This window comes from Bacteroides sp. OM05-10AA (genome assembly GCF_003439055.1).
GTDB classification, from domain to species: Bacteria; Bacteroidota; Bacteroidia; order Bacteroidales; family Bacteroidaceae; genus Bacteroides; species Bacteroides intestinigallinarum.
Genome location: NZ_QSUR01000007.1, coordinates 184,751 through 200,473, shown reverse-complemented (window position 1 = coordinate 200,473; position 15,723 = coordinate 184,751). Strand labels below are relative to the sequence as shown.

The 15,723-nt window shown below is 42.6% G+C and carries 9 protein-coding genes; 2 read left to right on the top strand and 7 right to left on the bottom strand.

The window, feature by feature from the left end; genetic code table 11:
* Window positions 1-27 precede the first annotated feature (27 nt).
* Window positions 28-1,665 carry a fumarate hydratase gene (locus tag DXB58_RS07800; protein ID WP_004299191.1) on the top strand — a complete coding sequence of 546 codons (1,638 nt, stop codon included), beginning with the start codon at window positions 28-30 and terminating at the stop codon, window positions 1,663-1,665.
* 158 nt (window positions 1,666-1,823) lie between these two features.
* On the opposite strand, the gene pelA is transcribed toward DXB58_RS07800, so the two are convergent.
* The 7 genes from pelA to DXB58_RS07765 all read right to left on the bottom strand — a co-directional run bounded on the left by pelA (window position 1,824) and on the right by DXB58_RS07765 (window position 11,192).
* Window positions 1,824-2,918: a pectate lyase gene (gene pelA / locus DXB58_RS07795; protein ID WP_122136450.1), complete on the bottom strand. Its 1,095-nt coding sequence runs from the start codon at window positions 2,916-2,918 to the stop codon at window positions 1,824-1,826.
* 149 nt (window positions 2,919-3,067) lie between these two features.
* Window positions 3,068-4,408 carry a TolC family protein gene (locus DXB58_RS07790; RefSeq protein ID WP_122136449.1) on the bottom strand — a complete coding sequence of 447 codons (1,341 nt, stop codon included), beginning with the start codon at window positions 4,406-4,408 and terminating at the stop codon, window positions 3,068-3,070.
* Window positions 4,405-7,437 (bottom strand): efflux RND transporter permease subunit, encoded by a 3,033-nt coding sequence (locus tag DXB58_RS07785; protein ID WP_122136448.1) that lies wholly within the window; start codon window positions 7,435-7,437, stop codon window positions 4,405-4,407. The genes DXB58_RS07790 and DXB58_RS07785 overlap by 4 nt, the downstream gene beginning before the upstream one ends.
* A 15-nt stretch (window positions 7,438-7,452) precedes the next feature.
* Window positions 7,453-8,538: an efflux RND transporter periplasmic adaptor subunit gene (locus tag DXB58_RS07780; protein WP_122136447.1), complete on the bottom strand. Its 1,086-nt coding sequence runs from the start codon at window positions 8,536-8,538 to the stop codon at window positions 7,453-7,455.
* Window positions 8,539-8,637: 99 nt separating this feature from the next.
* On the bottom strand, window positions 8,638-9,570 hold the full coding sequence (gene rsgA, locus DXB58_RS07775) for a ribosome small subunit-dependent GTPase A (protein WP_004306535.1): 933 nt from the start codon (window positions 9,568-9,570) through the stop codon (window positions 8,638-8,640).
* Between the two features lie 98 nt (window positions 9,571-9,668).
* Entirely contained in the window at window positions 9,669-10,229 is a 561-nt protein-coding gene (gene frr, locus DXB58_RS07770) for a ribosome recycling factor (RefSeq protein ID WP_117934378.1), read from the bottom strand.
* 51 nt (window positions 10,230-10,280) lie between these two features.
* Entirely contained in the window at window positions 10,281-11,192 is a 912-nt protein-coding gene (locus tag DXB58_RS07765; protein ID WP_122136446.1) for a DMT family transporter, read from the bottom strand.
* Window positions 11,193-11,569: 377 nt separating this feature from the next.
* Between DXB58_RS07765 and DXB58_RS07760 the strand changes: the two genes are divergently transcribed.
* Window positions 11,570-15,601, top strand: coding sequence for a response regulator (locus DXB58_RS07760; protein WP_122136445.1), 4,032 nt, complete (start codon window positions 11,570-11,572; stop codon window positions 15,599-15,601).
* Window positions 15,602-15,723: the final 122 nt, after the last annotated feature.

Here is a 15,723-nt window from a genome sequence, read left to right as displayed (position 1 = left end):
ACAATTACGTAATAAAATAAGAAACTTATGGCAACACCTCCGTTTAAGTATCAGCCCATGTTTGAGAAGGGAAAAGATACAACTGAGTATTATCTGCTTACAAAAGATTATGTATCAGTAAGCGAGTTTGAAGGAAATCCCATCCTGAAAATTGAGAAAGAAGGTTTGACTGCGATGGCTAATGCAGCTTTTCGTGATGTATCATTTATGCTTCGTCGTTCGCATAACGAACAAGTTGCTAAGATTCTGAGTGATCCGGAAGCAAGTGAAAACGATAAGTATGTGGCACTGACTTTCCTGCGTAACGCGGAAGTTGCTTCAAAAGGTGTACTTCCTTTCTGTCAGGACACTGGTACTGCTATTATTCACGGTGAAAAAGGACAACAAGTATGGACTGGATATTCTGACGAAGAAGCTCTTTCACTGGGTGTATATAAAACATATACTGAAGAGAACCTGCGTTACTCACAGAATGCGCCTCTGAATATGTACGATGAGGTAAATACCAAATGTAACCTCCCCGCACAGATTGACATCGAAGCTACCGAAGGCATGGAATATGAATTCCTTTGCGTAACAAAAGGTGGTGGATCTGCCAATAAGACATATTTGTATCAGGAAACAAAAGCAATCCTGAATCCCGGTACATTGGTTCCGTTCCTGGTTGAAAAGATGAAAACATTGGGAACAGCCGCTTGTCCTCCTTATCATATCGCTTTCGTTATCGGAGGTACTTCTGCTGAAAAGAATCTGTTGACAGTGAAGCTGGCTTCTACTCATTTCTATGATAATTTGCCGACTACCGGAAACGAATATGGCCGTGCATTCCGCGACATTGAACTGGAAAAAGAAGTCTTGGCAGAAGCTCACAAAATTGGATTGGGTGCGCAATTCGGAGGTAAATATCTTGCTCATGACGTACGTATCATCCGTTTGCCTCGTCACGGTGCTTCTTGTCCGGTAGGTTTGGGAGTATCTTGTTCTGCCGACCGTAACATCAAATGTAAAATCAATAAGGAAGGTATCTGGATTGAGAAACTGGATTCAAATCCGGGCGAACTTATTCCTGTAGAACTGCGTCAGGCAGGTGAAGGTGATGTAGTAAAGATCGACCTGAACCGTCCGATGCCGGAAATTCTGAAAGAACTGACTAAATATCCGGTAGCTACCCGTCTGTCATTGAACGGAACGATCATCGTAGGTCGTGACATCGCCCATGCTAAACTGAAAGAACGTTTGGATCGCGGCGAAGACTTGCCACAATATATTAAGGATCATCCTATTTATTATGCAGGTCCGGCAAAAACTCCGGAAGGCATGGCTTGTGGCTCTATGGGTCCTACTACAGCAGGACGTATGGACTCTTATGTAGAACTGTTCCAAAGTCATGGCGGCAGCATGGTCATGTTGGCAAAAGGTAACCGTAGCCAGCAAGTGACAGATGCTTGTAAGAAATATGGTGGTTTCTACCTTGGTTCTATCGGAGGTCCGGCAGCTATCCTAGCACAGAATAACATCAAGAGCATCGAGTGTGTGGAATATCCGGAATTGGGTATGGAAGCTATCTGGAAGATTGAAGTGGAAAACTTCCCTGCATTTATTCTGGTAGATGATAAGGGTAACGATTTCTTCAAGCAGTTGAAACCGTGGAATTGCACTAAATAATCGGTTTACTCCGTTTATATAAGGCCTTGAAAAGAGGCTGTAAAAGCCTTTAATTAAAAATCCCCTCATTACAATCATGTAGCGAGGGGATTTCTTATTTTAAGGACTTTCAGGATATTTGCTTTTGCAGGGTAAATATCAGTCTTTGATTATTTATGTTATTTATTCTGTTCTTTCTTCCATTTCTCGTATCTTTTCAGCACCTTGCTTCCATCTTTGTTATACCAACTATAACCATTCCGGCGTTCGTGTCCTATTTCCGAGATATCATATTTTTTAATACCGTCACGGTCACAAAAGAAAGGCCGGTTGGTTTCCAGTTCATAAAAGCGGGCCCAGAGAGTAGGGCAGTCTTCACAAGGAATCATGCGATAGTCTTTTTTCCCTTCGCTGTTAGTGAAATATTCTTTCTGTAGTCCTTTGATTTCAGACTTTTGGAACCATTTGATAGCTCCTTCTATCGATTTTACAATTTCTGCAGATGGATCGGGGAGTGACATAAGTAATAATACAATGTTGTCTGACTCTTGTCCGCTTAATGACGGAAGTTCGTAAGCGCGTGCTTTGCATGGTTCCAGGGTGACGCGGTCGTGTTGCGCACACCATACCGTTAGCTCCCCGTTTTGGCGCACTTGTGTTTTGAGTATACACTCTATACCTTTATTGAATGCATTACGCGCTTGTTCACAGATGTTGTCAGGAAGGAAAGTGTAAGGAGCTTTCTTTTCATATATTCCCCGGAGTTGATTCATCACTCTTACCATGGCGTTGTCATTGTAGGTGATTTGTACGTAATAACCTTTGGGGCGTGGATAGAATTGAGGCCATCCACCATTTTCATATTGCGCTTTGAGCAGATATTGGATGCCGTTCAGAACTCCTTCTTTATATTTTGCTTTTTGAGTGGCCAGGTAAAGCCGTGCCAGATATTCAATTTCCGTAGTAGTGGCGTTGTTGTCGATTGTGCTTTGGTTGGTATCCTCTTTGGCTTTTAGTGCCGCTTTATATTCCTGTTCTGTCAGTTCTGCTGGCATATAAATATTTTTGGGCCAGCCTCCGGTGATTTGCTGATACAGTAACACGTTGTCACCGATGCGTTGGGCTTCTTCCGTCTTGAAGAAATCGTCGTCAAATTTAGGAGCGATGTGTACCCATTCTTTGTAATTTTGTTGTTTTCTGTAGTCTGTTGCTTTTTGGGCTGAGGCGTTTGTCAGGATAAAAAGTAGCAGTAAGAAAAGACCTGGTTTTCTCATGGCTTTATTATTTAATGTTTTTATAGTATGCAAATGTATGAAGAAAGAAAAATACTGATATGTAATAACTGTTTTTTATAGAGTAAAAATTGGGTTAACCTTCCCGATAAGAAGATTAACCCAATAAAAAATAAATGGAAACTACTTCCTTATTCCAGATACTTCATTATGTTGCCACTAATCTGTAACAGTGATATTTCGCAGAGCTTCGTATTGTATTCTGCAGAAAGAATTCGTTCTTCTGCATCTAACAAGCTCTTTTGTGCTTCACGTACTTCAAAACCGGAAAGGTCTCCCTGTATATAGCGATCCATGGCAATATCATGATTGTCTTTGGCAGTTATCAGATTCTGGCGTTCCAGATTCAGCAACTGAAGATTGTTGCGATAGGCTTGCCATAAATTGCTAAGATCGGACCGGAGTGCCAATTCCAGGTCTTGTCGTTCCAGGCGGCGATTCTTGAAAGCCAGACTTGCATTTCTCTTCTCGCGGCGGCGATTACCATCGAATATGTTAAATCCTACCGTTATTCCGGCATTGAATCCTAAATCGCCTCTTCTGCTGTTCGCATTGATGTCATACTTATTAAAGGTATATCCATATCCGGTATTTAGTTTGAGGTATGGATAGTTGCGCGAATTTATTTTTTTATAGTCCAGTTGTGCGAGTGTAGTGTTTTGGTCGGCTTTTAACAGAGAAGCGTTAATGCTTAATGTCGAATTCCATAAATCTTCAAACTTCAGGTCACTATGTACATCAATTGTAGAATCTTTGATGATGATATTCTGATTGACGTTATTATTGGCCATTAACTCATTCAGTTGGATGCGTGAAGAATGCAGAAGTTCCTGTTGCTTAATGTATTGGGCACTGTCTGCATTGAAGTCCACTTTTGCCTGTTGATAATCCAGTCCTGAAAACTTTCCGACCAGGTGGCTGGCTTCTGCTATACGTAAGCGTTCTTTGGAAAGCGACATGGCATAATGAAAGTTTTTCAAACGAATCTTCTGTTGGATAAAATTATAGTATTCCGAAGTCAGGGCGGCAATAAAGTCCTCGATAGCAATACGGGTATTTGTCTCACCCTGACGTTCCAGTTCTTTCAACTGTTTGTACGTAGTACTGATATTAAATCCGTCGAAAATAGTCCAGTTGAGGTTAAGACCGACATTAACAGTTTGATCGTAAACCCCGTTGTTCTTTGTTATTTCTCCGGTGGCACGTGCCTTGGTTTCAATATTATCCAGGTTTCCGGTGTATCCGGCAGAGAAATCCAGTGTAGGCAGATAACCCGCATTTCCTAATGTTGCATTGTTTTTGCTGATCTGCTCTTCGTTATGGACGATACGTAACGAGTAATTGTTTTGCAATCCTTCTTCCAGACAATCCTTTAGAGTGAGGACTTGTGCCTTAGCAAAAGAGACTGATAAGAAGGCACATGCAATGGTTATATAGGCGATTCGTTTCATGCAAATTCCTTTCTGTTTCATTCTTTTAGTTTTTTGATTCGGTTAGTCGAAATGTAACTGTAAATAGCCGGTACAATATACATCGTAAGCAGAGTAGATACTACCATACCGCCCACTACTGCCGTACCCATGGCGATACGCTGGTTACAACCTTCTCCGGTGGCAAATGCCAGCGGGATAAGTCCCAAAACCGTAGAGGCACTTGTCATCAGAATTGGACGGAGACGTTGCAGGGCAGCATCTTTAATCGCACTCATCTTATCTTCTCCGGCTTCCTGTTTCTGGTTGGCAAACTCTACAATCAGGATACCGTTCTTCGCCACCAGACCGATCAGCATGATAATACCGATCTGACTGAAAATATTCATCGTAATATCCCCGAAATACATGAAGACCAAAGCTCCGGCAATAGCCAGCGGCACTGTCAACATGATAATCAGCGGATCTTTGAAACTTTCAAACTGGGCTGCCAGAATCAGGTAAATCAGAAGAATGGCCAGGATAAAGGCGAACATCAGACTGGAAGAACTTTCTCGGTATTCTTTCGAGTCCCCCGACAGGGCGGTGCGGAAAGTGTCGTCCAGTGTTTCTTTGGCAATCTTATCCATCTCGTCCAAACCTTGCCCGATTGTTTTTCCATCTGCCAATCCTGCAGAAATCGTGGCTGACACAAAACGGTTATAGCGATATAACTTTGGAGGAGCAATACCGCTTTCCAACTCAATCAAGTTATCCAACTGAATCATATCCCCACTGTTGCTACGAACGTAAATCGCTTTCAAGTCAGCCGGCTTGTTTCGTTGCTGGCGGTTGATTTCACCAAGAATCTCATATTGCTTACCGTTCATATAAAAATATCCCATACGCTGACCGCTCAATCCATATTGCAGCGTTTGAGCAATATTTTTGGTACTTACTCCCATAATACTGGACTTGTCGCGGTTGATCTGGATACGGGCTTCCGGCTTACTGAACTTCAAATCGACGTCCGCCATCTGGAAGACAGGATTCTCATATACTTTAGCCATAAACTTAGGCAGCACTTCTTCCAACTTTTCCAAATTGGTAGCCTGAAGTACATATTGAACAGGCATACTTCCACGACGTCCACCAAAAGAAGACTGTTGTTGCACGAATGAACGCGCCATCGTTTTCTTCTGCACCGCTTTCGAAATCTTCTCGGCAACTTCCATCTGTGTGTAGTTACGGTCTTTCATGTCATGCAATGTGATACGCACGTTTCCGCTACCACTAGATACACGGGCAGTCACTGATTCCGCATCAGGAAGAATGGAGTCTACCAGCTGATTGATATCTTCCGTATAATCCCGGATATATTCATAAGTAACACCTTCTGCTCCTCGTGTATTGATACTGATTTGCGAACGGTCTTCAAGTGGAGCCATTTCCGCAGGAACTGCATTCCACAGAATACCAATCAGGCAAATCGTGATGAAAGTAAATGGGAGAGCGATCCAGCGTTTGCCGAGGAAAGCGGCAAGTGACCGACTGTATAGCCGGTTCATTCCTTCAAAGAATGGTTCTGTTTTGGCATAGAACCAACTCTGCTTTTCCCGTTTTATGAGCAATTTCGTTGCCAGCATCGGCGTGAAAGTCAATGCGGCAAATGAGGAAATAATAACCGAACCGGAAATTACGATACTGAACTCACGGAACAGTCGTCCCGTCATTCCGTCCATAAAGACGATCGGGAAGAATACCGCTACCAGTGTGATAGTCGTTGAAATAACGGCAAAGAAAATTTCTTTGGCTCCTTCTATCCCTGCTTCTTTCGGGGCCATTCCTTTCTCAATACGGATGTAGATATTTTCCGTCATAACGATGGCATCATCTACCACCAGTCCCACCGATAGTACGATGGCGAGCATGGAAAGTACATTGATGGAGAATCCGGCCAGATACATGACAAAGAATGCACCGATGAGGGAGACAGGAATTACGATACAAGGCACCAATGTAACGCGCCAGTCACGCAGGAAGAGGAAGATAATGATGATTACGAGTACAAAAGCCTCATACACTGTTGACTTTACCTCATTGATAGACGCACGGATAAACTTGGTATTATCAAAACCATAGTTATAGTGTACGTCTTCCGGCAAGTCCTTTTTCATCTGCTCCATACGCTGGTATACCGCATCCGCAATCTCAATATGGTTAGCTCCCGGCTGTGGAATAACAACGACACCTACCATCGGAACACCGTTCATTTTCATATAACTCTTGATGTCGGCAGGTCCCAGTTCGGCACGTCCGATATCACTGAAACGGACAATACGGTTATTCTCTTCTTTGATAATCAAATCATTGAATTCATCTGCGGTATGCATCAATCCCAGTGTACGGATGGTCAGCTCGGTGGTATTTCCTTCGATACTACCGGAAGGAAGTTCCACATTCTCGTTGTCTACGGCGTTTTTAACGTCGATAGGAGTGATTCCGTAGCCGGCCATTTTAACCGGGTCGAGCCAGAGACGCATGGAGTAACGCTTTTCTCCCCAGATAGATACACTACTTACATCGGAGATGGTCTGTAACTGTTCTTTTACAGTTAAGTCCGCTATTTCACTTAATTCCAACAGGGAACGTTTATCACTTTGAAGAGCAACCATCAGGATCGGTTGGGCATCGGCATCCGCTTTTGAAACAGTCGGAGGGTCACAGTCGCGAGGCAGATAACGTTGGGCACGTGAAACCTTGTCACGTACGTCGTTGGCTGCTGTTTCCAAATCGACGGACAACTCAAATTCTACTGTAATACGGCTTTGTCCCTGTTGACTCACACTGGACAAAGAACGGATACCGGGAATACCGTTGATATTCTGTTCCAACGGTTCGGTTATCTGGTTCTCGATAACATCGGCATTAGCTCCCGGATAAGAGCAACTGACAGAAATGATCGGATTATCCACTGACGGATATTCGCGGACACCCAGATAGTTGTATCCGATGAATCCGAAAAGGAGGATAATGATCGTTAATACTGTGGCTAATACCGGGCGACGTATACTTAATTCGGATATATTCATAGGGCGCTGGTATTATTAATCAATATTGTCAAGTGTGACTGCAAATCCGGTGCGGAGCTGTAGTGTTCCTGAAGTAATGATTGTATCTCCTATGTGAAGCCCTCTTATCGCCTGTACTTCCGATGCCGTGCGGATGCCGGTAATAATATCCACCGGTTCGGCCTTTCCTGATTTATACAGATAGACTTTATCCTTACCCATTTCCGGCACGATTGCTTCTGTAGGGATGGCTATCGCATTAGGAATTTCTTCCTTTTTCAATAATACGCTTGCGTAACGGCCGGGAAGTAAGGTATGATGAACATTCGGATATAATGCACGAGCGGTAAATTGATGCAGATTCGGGTCGATAGCCGATTCTACAGCGTATACTTGTGCACCGAAAGCATCCAACGTTCCTTCCACACTGAAGTTGAGGTTAGTTCCCTTCTTGATTTGCTTGGCATAACGTTCCGGTACGGAGAATTCCACTTTCAATGGAGCGATTTTAGTCAGTTTGGCAACCACGGTAGTCGGAGAAGCATACGTACCGACACTGACTTGTCGAAGTCCGATAATTCCGTCAAACGGAGCACGAAGTTCAGTTAGTTCGATATTGGCTTTTATAATTTCTATGTCGGCATTCAGGGTAGCTAAATCCGTCTTAACCTGTTCGTAGGCTTCTTTACTGACAGCATCCCGTTTCAACAAAGCGTCCTGACGGAATACACGGTCTTCTGCCAGTTTCAATTGTGAAACCAATCTTTGCAATTGCGCCTGCAACTGTCGGTCGTTTACCTTGGCTAGTAATTGACCTTTCTTTACGGGCGTTCCTTCTTCGAAGTTGATTTCTACAATCTTTCCCGACGTTTCGAAAGATAAATCCACTTCTTCATCGGGTAGAAGTACACCGGTAGTGGTAAACTCATCTGTCAGGGATTGCGGTTTTATGACCTTGGCATTTACATTTAGTACTTGTTTTCCTCTTTTCTGATTGCCACTCATTATTTTGTCGGCGGCTGCTAGTTCGTCGTTTTTTTTCGGTAATTGTGAGTAGATTCCTCCACCGATGATTCCGGCACCAACAAGAATAATGATGCCCCACTTAGTCTTCTTATTCATGGTTTAGTATTGTATATAGCAATTATATTATATGTCATCAAAGATTAGACTTCTCCCAGAGGGAAAGGTTTAAAGAAGAAAAAAGTAAAAAAGAGTTAATCAGTAGGCAGCCCGGTATTTCCCTTCCTCTTTATCTTCCAACATATTTAGATAAGAGGTGTAGCGGGATTCGCTGATGAGATGTTCTTCTACTGCTTTGCGTACGGCACATCCCGGTTCATGACGGTGGGTGCAGTTGCCATATTTGCAGTCGGCAGAAATTTTGAATATTTCAGGAAAATAGTGTCCGATCTCTTCTTCCTCCATATCGAATGTGCCGAAGCCTTTGATGCCCGGAGTGTCGATAATATACCCGTTTCCTTCTACGGGAAACATCTCGGAGAAAGTGGTGGTATGCATTCCTTTGTTATGGTAAGAAGAAATCTCGCCGGTTCTGGTTTCTATGCCCGGCAGTATGGAATTGATAAGAGTTGATTTGCCGACTCCCGAATGCCCGGAGAATAAGGTAATTTTGCTTTCCAGAGCTTTCTTGATTTCCTCCACTCCATTGCCGTTTTTTGCGGAAACTTTGAAGCAGGGATAACCGATCTGTGTATATAAGTTGATGAGTGCGTCCAGATAGCGGAGTTCGTCCTCGTCGTAAGCATCTACCTTATTAAATACCAGTTTGACAGGAACGCGATAGGCCTCTGCAGATGCGAGGAATCGATCAATGAAAATAGTAGAAGTTTCGGGATAATTGATCGTTACCACCAGCATACACTGATCGAGATTGGCGGCAAGGATGTGGGATTGTTTGGAAAGATTGGAAGAACGGCGAACGATGTAGTTCTTTCTATCTTCTATTTCGCTGATAAAAGCAGTGCCTTCCTGATTAAGTATAATCTGAACACGATCGCCTACTGCTACAGGATTAGTGCTGCGAATCCCTTTCAGTCGGAAATTACCTTTGATTTTACATTCGATAGATTGTCCGTCATCGGTTTTCACCTGATACCAACTACCCGTGTTTTTGATTACTAATCCCTTCATAAATTGAGGTTGAGAATTGAGAATTAAAAAATGAGAATGAACAGGGACATGTAGTATGCTGCACTTTATTTCTCAATTTTTAATTCTCAATTTTCAATTTAAACAGTCATAATTTCTTTATCCTTTTCAGTCAGCATATCATCGATTTGCTTGATATACTTATCATGGATTTTTTGCAGTTTGGCTTCCGCATTCTTCTGTTCGTCTTCTGCCAATCCGTCTTTTACAGCTTTCTTCAGTGCGTCGATACCGTCACGACGAGCGTTACGTACACTCACTTTAGCTGTTTCACCTTCTCCTTTACACTGTTTTGCCAGTTGTTTACGACGTTCTTCCGTCAAAGGAGGAATACCGATACGGATCATTTCACCATTGTTTTCGGGCATGATACCGAGGTCAGAGTCGATGATTGCTTTTTCGATGACACGGAACATGCTTTTATCCCACGGCTTGATTACGATACTGCGGGCGTCCGGAGTAGTAATTGCTGCTACATTGCTGATAGGCACCATACTTCCGTAAGAATCTACGCGGATACCATCTAATAAGCGGGCACTCGCTTTTCCAGCGCGGATATGTGCCAGTGCTTCTTCCAGATACATGATGGCCATATCCATTTTTTCTTGTGCATTGTCAAGGCAAGTCTTTACGTCTACCATATTTTTTGAGATTTAAAATTGCATTTTGATTGATTAAGTAGCAAAAGTATATTATTTTTTGTTCATCTGCAACAGCATTCCCATCTTTTTTATGAGTGACTTACCGATGATAATCAAGGTAACAGCGGTGATAATCATTAAAATACCTACCATTAAGCGGGGAGTCAGTTTTTCGTGAAACAGGAGAACGCCGAAAAATAGAGCTGTCACCGGTTCCAGAGCACCCAATATGGCTGTTGAGGTAGAGCCTATATAATGGATGGCGAGTGCGGTGCAGATCAGTGATACGGCAGTTGGCAGAATGGCCAGCGTCAACGCGTCGGCCCAGAGCCAGACTGACGGTATTATTTGCAGTTCCGTACAAAAATTTAAACGGACGATATAAACCGATAGTCCGAACAAAATGGCGTAGAATGTAAGTTTGGTGGTCGGCAGGTTTTTCAGTGTCGAACGGTTCACACCTACTATATATATAGCATAAGAGAGTGAGGACAGCAGAACAAAGATAATTCCCAAAGTCGACAGCGGTTTGTTTCCGTCTCCCTGATAGAGCAAGGCGATACCAGAAAGTGCCAGCAGGATGGAAAAGACGGTAATTGCGGAAATCTTTTCTTTGAAGAATATCCCCATAATGACAGCAACCATCACCGGATAGACAAAGAGAATGGTAGAAGCAATTCCGGCATCCATGTAATTATAGCTCATAAACAAAAGTAGTGATGAAAAAGAGAATAGTAATCCCATAATGACTAAGGGCAAGACGTCTGCCTTGTGAAGCGCAAAGGATTGATGCTGCATTTTCATCAGAATACCCAGCACGATTGCGGCAAAGAAATAACGGTAGAATAAAACGGTATCGACACTCATTCCGGCTGCATAGAGCGGAAGTGCAAAAAGAGGATTCATACCGTAGCTGGCAGCGGCAATCGCCCCATAGATAAAACCTTTGGTTTTGTTGGTCATTGTTCTATTTTTTATTGGCGTGCAAAAGTACGCAGTTCACCAATGATAAACAAGCGTTTAGGCGGTTGATAGTATAATTTAATCTTTCGTATGCTAAAAACTATTTCTTAGTAAAGAGGAAACTAATCTTGTTTATGCATAAAATTAATCGTCTGACTATAGTTAAACTTGCGTCTGACTACTGTTGAACTTTCGTCTGACTATAGTCAGACGAAAAAGAATCTATAGTCAGACGATTAATTTTATTCGATCGGGAGATTAGTTATACGCAGTCCGAGGGATAATTAACGGGCAATAGTCAATCAGGTTTTTGCATAAACACTTGCATATATCTTGAATTTTCCCGAATATTGTATCCGAATTATCGAAAAACACAGATGACCAAAGCTAACTTTCTTGTTATTTATTGCCTGTTTATATCGGGACTTTGTTGCATGGCAAATGTGACGAAGGATATCAATATGCACTTTAAAGACGTAAGGCAAGGACTTTCGCATCAAACGGTCAATTGTTTCTATCAGGATGAATTCGGATTTTTATGGATTGGTACTCAAGACGGACTGAATCGCTTTGACGGTCGTAAATTTGAAGTCTTCAAACCGGATAACGCCAATCCCTATTCAATCAATATAAATAATATCCGGCAGGTTTGCGGAAATAAGAAAGGATTGCTTTTTATCCGTAGTTTGCAGAGTGTGACTCTTTATGACATGCGTTTGAATCGCTTTAAAGTGCTGCGTGAAGGAGAAGTTGCAGGAATCTGCTATGCGCACGACGCATTGTGGATAGCTACCGGAAAAGAAATCTACCGTTATCGTGATCTCGACCAAGCGCCCGAGTTATTCTTTTCATTCCCTTCGGACGGAGAAGATGTATTGATGAACAGTCTGATGGTTCGTCAGAATCAAACCGTGGTGGTGGGTACTTCTTCCAGGGGTATTTACTGTATCGATCAGGCTGCTCATATCACCCGTCATATTGATGTGGGGGCTGTTAATTCGATTACGGAAGACAGAAACGGGAGCATCTGGATAGCTACCAGAAATCGGGGACTTACCCGGTTGGAGGCAAATGGGGAGCTTACTCATTACAGATATAATAAGGTGGCTGATAATACAATCAACCATGATAATGTGCGTCATGTGACACAAGCCAATGACAGTCTTCTGTATATCGGAACTTACGCCGGTTTGCAGACTTTAAATCTCTCTACTGGAGAGTTTACGGATTATGAATATGACTTGAATGTGGAGGCAGCCGATATACGTTCCATCATTTCGATGCATTACGACACTTCGGGAACTTTATGGCTGGGCACTTTCTATCAGGGAATACAATATTATAATGTAGCGAATGATGCTTATCACTTTTACCGTTCGTCTACGGCTGTTGGCGGGCATTTGAATTCCTATATCATCAGTTCCATTGCCGAAGACCGTTCCGGGCGGATCTGGTTTGCAAGTGAAGGAAGCGGATTGAACTACTATGATAAATATACCAAACGCTTCTTTCCGCTTAAACATTTATATGCTCAAGAGCTGTCTTTTAAGATTGTGAAGTCTCTGTATTATGAGAAAGAACCGGATTATCTTTGGGTAGCTTCGCTTTATCAGGGCATCAATCGGATTAACCTGTCGACCGGACATATAGAATCTATTACGGAAAATATCGATACTCCGGAAGGAAAAACAGTCGACAGGGCCTATAATCTGGTAAAAATGATAGAGTTTGCCGGTCATGATTCCTTATTGATAGCCGCCAAGGGTGGGCTGCTTGTATTAGATAAAAAACATCTCCGGTTGCATCATTTCGAACATCCTTCTTTAGCTTCCAGACATTTGTCGCAGGTTTGGGACATGACGTTTGATAAAGAAGGGGATTTATGGCTGACCACTTCTTTTGATCTGATACGGGTCAATTTGAAAGCGGGCACTTCCCATAGTTATCCTTTCTCCCAAATAGCGCAGAGCACGGCACAGCACCACATTAATCATATTTTATGTGATAGAAAAGGACGTATATGGTTAGGATCGACGGGATCGGGAATTTATCTATTCGATAAGAAGAAAGATACCTTTGCAGGATACGGAGCGAAGCAGGGACTGGAGAATGGATTTATCACCGGATTGGTAGAGAGTCCGCTGGACGGTTCCATTTATGTGGCAACGAATGGCGGTTTCTCTAAATTCAATCTAGCCACTACCACATTCGAGAACTATAACAGGCAGAGTGATTTTCCCTTGAATAACGTGAATGACGGAGGGCTGTACATTGCGTCCGACCACGATATTTATGTCTGTGGACTGGCAGGCATCGTTTCCATAGCCCAGGAGAAACTGAACAAGCAGTCTGTGGATTATAATGTGTTCGTAAAACGCGTGCTTGTGGATAATACGGAAATACAACCGCTTGATTCGTTGGGACTTATCAAGGAAACAGTATTGTATGAACATCAATTGGTATTGCCGCCCAGGTATTCTTCCGTCACTTTTGAGATAGCAAGTAATACCCTGAATAATATTTCCAATATCGGTCTGGAATATAAACTTGAAGGATTTGATAACGAATATATGAAGGCGGGAGATAATACGATGGTTACTTATACCAATCTTCATCCGGGGCGTTATACTTTTCATGTTCGTGGCGACCAGTTGCGCATTCACGATCAGGAAGCACCTTCTGCCAGTTTTGAGTTGATAGTGGAGGCTCCCGTTTATCAACGGGCATGGTTTATTTTGCTGATGATATTGGCAGGTATCCTTATTGCAGGCTATATTATCCGTATGTTCTGGATACGGAAAACCTTGCAACATTCTCTATTGGCCGAGAAACGGGAAAAAGAGTATATCGAAAATGTGAATCAGTCCAAACTACGTTTCTTTACCAATGTATCGCATGAGTTCCGTACTCCGTTAACGCTTATATCCAGTCAGCTTGAGATGCTCCTGATGCATAAAGACATGATCCCCGAGGTGTATAATAAAATTTTGGAGATTTATAAGAACTCCCGCCGGATGAATAATCTGGTGGATGAGGTGATTGATATCCGTAAGCAGGATCAGGGGTATCTGAAATTGAAAATTTCCAAAGAGAATATTGTTGCGGTGATAGAGGAGATTTGTTGTTCTTTCTATAGCTATGCGCAGCTGAATAAGATCGATCTCCGCTTTTCTTCCACTTTGAAAGAAGCGGATTTGTATATTGACAAGACGCAGATAGAGAAAGTATTCTATAATCTATTGTCCAACGCTTTTAAATATACGAAGCCCGGTGACTGGATTTCTGTAGAATTGTCAGCGGAAGGAGAGAATGACATTATGATTTCAGTCAACAATTTGGGTGTCGGTATCGAAAAGTCCAAGATCAAACATGTATTTGAACGGTTTTGGCAGGATGATTCGGCAACAACTACACGGACTGTCAAAGGATCGGGTATTGGGTTGGCAATGGCGAAAGGTATTGTGGAATTGCATCAGGGAACTATCGGAGTGGAAAGTGAGCCGAATGGAATAACGTCTTTTACTGTTACTCTTCACCGGGATGCAAATGTGAATGTGGAAGCATCTTCCTCTGCAGATGAACGCGTTGCCGAACATTATGTAATAGAGCCTCAAGAAATCTCGGAAATGGTGAAGCCGGATAAAACGGTGAAAATGCTGATTGTGGAGGATAACCCGGAGATGCGTAAGGTGTTGGCACAGATTTTTGAACAGATATATGATGTATATACGGCTGCCGACGGACAGGAAGGATTGGAGCAGGCTTCTTCACTACAACCACAGATGATTGTGAGTGATATTATGATGCCCGTCATGTCCGGCCTGGAGATGTGCGAGAAGCTGAAAAGCAATTTGCAGACCAGTCATATTCCTGTGGTATTGCTGACTGCCCGCAACCGGGAAGAGCATACCTTAGAGGGCTTGCAGACGGGAGCGGATGATTATATCTCCAAACCTTTCAATATCAAGATATTGGTGGCCCGTTGCAACAATATCATCCAGACTCGTAAACTGCTCCAGCAGCGGTTTGCCCGGAACGATGAACCTAAAGTGGAAGACCTTCCATTTAATCCGATCGATAAAAAGATGCTGATGGATGCTACGGCGATTGTGGAGTCTTATATTGATAACGCAGACTTTGACGTAGCCACTTTTGCACGTGAGATGTGCATGAGCAGAACGTTGCTTTTCACTAAACTGAAAGCATTGACCGGACAGACCCCGAATGACTTTATTTTATCTTTGAGACTGAAAAAGGCAACAGAAAAATTAATCAATGATCCCAATGCCCTGATTGCTGATATAGCATTTGATTACGGCTTTTCTAATCCAAGTTATTTTATCCGATGTTTTAAGAATGCTTATGATATTACTCCGGCTGCTTACCGGAGAAAACATGCAAATCCTTAATATATAGTATTTTATGTGTTTGTCTCCTGGTGAGAATTGTACTATTTGAACTTTTATACGGACGATTCTATTATTCGAAATCACTAATTATTTGGATTTTTGCACTGTAATCATTCAAATTA

Coding starts and splice junctions, on each gene's coding strand:
- DXB58_RS07790 (WP_122136449.1), bottom strand. CDS start 4,408: ATGAAACAGAAAGGAATTTGCATGAAACGAATCGCCTATATAACCATT.
- pelA (WP_122136450.1), bottom strand. CDS start 2,918: ATGAGAAAACCAGGTCTTTTCTTACTGCTACTTTTTATCCTGACAAAC.
- DXB58_RS07800 (WP_004299191.1), top strand. CDS start 28: ATGGCAACACCTCCGTTTAAGTATCAGCCCATGTTTGAGAAGGGAAAA.
- DXB58_RS07785 (WP_122136448.1), bottom strand. CDS start 7,437: ATGAATATATCCGAATTAAGTATACGTCGCCCGGTATTAGCCACAGTA.
- rsgA (WP_004306535.1), bottom strand. CDS start 9,570: ATGAAGGGATTAGTAATCAAAAACACGGGTAGTTGGTATCAGGTGAAA.
- frr (WP_117934378.1), bottom strand. CDS start 10,229: ATGGTAGACGTAAAGACTTGCCTTGACAATGCACAAGAAAAAATGGAT.
- DXB58_RS07760 (WP_122136445.1), top strand. CDS start 11,570: ATGACCAAAGCTAACTTTCTTGTTATTTATTGCCTGTTTATATCGGGA.
- DXB58_RS07765 (WP_122136446.1), bottom strand. CDS start 11,192: ATGACCAACAAAACCAAAGGTTTTATCTATGGGGCGATTGCCGCTGCC.
- DXB58_RS07780 (WP_122136447.1), bottom strand. CDS start 8,538: ATGAATAAGAAGACTAAGTGGGGCATCATTATTCTTGTTGGTGCCGGA.